Source organism: Burkholderia sp. LMG 13014, assembly GCF_905232215.1.
Classification (GTDB): domain Bacteria; phylum Pseudomonadota; class Gammaproteobacteria; order Burkholderiales; family Burkholderiaceae; genus Burkholderia.
Map to the genome: position 1 here is coordinate 1 of NZ_CAJNKE010000980.1, position 1,413 is coordinate 1,413.

The following is a 1,413-nucleotide window of genomic DNA, read 5'->3' on the forward strand; positions in this document are numbered from 1 at the left end:
GTTTCGCCGAGATCGGCGACGAGCCGTTCGAGGATCGCGTGGCGCAGCCGGCGCGCGCCCGCATGCAGCATCACGCCGGTGCCGAGCCGCGCGAGGCGCGGGCCGATCGCGTATGCGTTCTTGCGGCCCGGCTCGCGGATCACGAGGCCGCCGGCTTCGAGCGACGCGAGCATCCGGTGCAGCGACGCCTTCGGGATATCGACTTCGCGGGCGAGATCGGCGAGCGACACGGCATCGCCGGCCTGGACGAGATGTTCGAGCAGCGCGAAGGCGCGCAGCGTGGGCGTATCCGCGGGCAGCATGGCAGGCGTTCCGGAAACTGGACTGCGGCCATTGTACCGAACGGCCTGGAGAGCCGGCCGCACGGGGCGGGGGGCCATGCAATCCGGCACGGATTTTCGGCAACGGAACGAATCGTTCCATAAACAGGATCGACGCAGGCGCAATCGACGCCTGCGCAATACGCAACGACAGGAGCGCAACGCAATGGATGGGGTGGCGAACAAGCCGGACTGCATGGTGTCGGTCCGCGAACGGTTCGGGTTCGATTCGGACCTGATGGTGCCCGCGTTCAGCACGCGCGACGATCACGTGCCCGATATCGACGACGCGTACCGTTTCAACCCGGACGTCACGCTCGCGATCCTCGCGGGGTTCGCGCGCAATCGCCGCGTGCTTGTGCAGGGGATGCACGGCACCGGCAAGTCGACGCATATCGAGCAGGTCGCGGCACGGCTGAACTGGCCGTGCGTGCGCGTGAACCTCGACGGCCACATCAGCCGGCTCGATCTCGTCGGCAAGGATGCGATCGTCGTGCGCGACGACGTGCAGGTGACCGAATTCCAGGAAGGGATCGTGCCGTGGGCGCTGCAGCGCCCGGTCGCGCTGATTTTCGACGAATACGACGCGGGGCGGCCGGACGTGATGTTCGTGATCCAGCGGATTCTCGAACGCGACGGCAAGTTCACGCTGCTCGACCAGAACCGCGTGATCCATCCGCATCCGTCGTTCCGGCTGTTCGCGACCGCGAACACGGTCGGGCTCGGCAACCTGAACGGGCTCTATCACGGCACGCAGATGCTCAACCATGCGCAGATGGATCGCTGGAACGTGGTCGCGACGCTCGACTACCTGCCGCGCGACGAGGAGATCGGCATCGTGCGGGCGCGCGTGCCGGAACTCGCGGACGAAGCCGGCCGTCCGCTGCTCGAATCGATGGTGAGCCTCGCGGAGCTGACGCGCAACGGTTTCGCGACCGGCGACCTGTCGACGCTGATGTCGCCGCGCACGGTGATCAACTGGGCCGAGAACTGCCAGATCTTCCGCGATCCGGCGCTCGCGTTCCGGCTCACGTTCCTGAACAAGTGCGACGACGCGGAGCGGCCGGTCGTCGCCGAGTATTACCAGCGCTGT

The 1,413-nt window shown here is 67.0% G+C and carries 2 protein-coding genes; one reads left to right on the forward strand and one right to left on the reverse strand.

Annotated features, from left to right (window positions below):
* On the reverse strand, positions 1 to 302 hold a 302-nt coding region (locus tag JYJ84_RS36700; protein WP_205190301.1), incomplete at its 3' end, for a helix-turn-helix domain-containing protein.
* Positions 303 to 486: 184 nt separating this feature from the next.
* Here JYJ84_RS36700 and JYJ84_RS36705 point away from each other — a divergent pair.
* Positions 487 to 1,413, forward strand: a 927-nt coding sequence (locus tag JYJ84_RS36705; protein WP_205172728.1) for an AAA family ATPase, incomplete at its 3' end; no start/stop codon positions are given.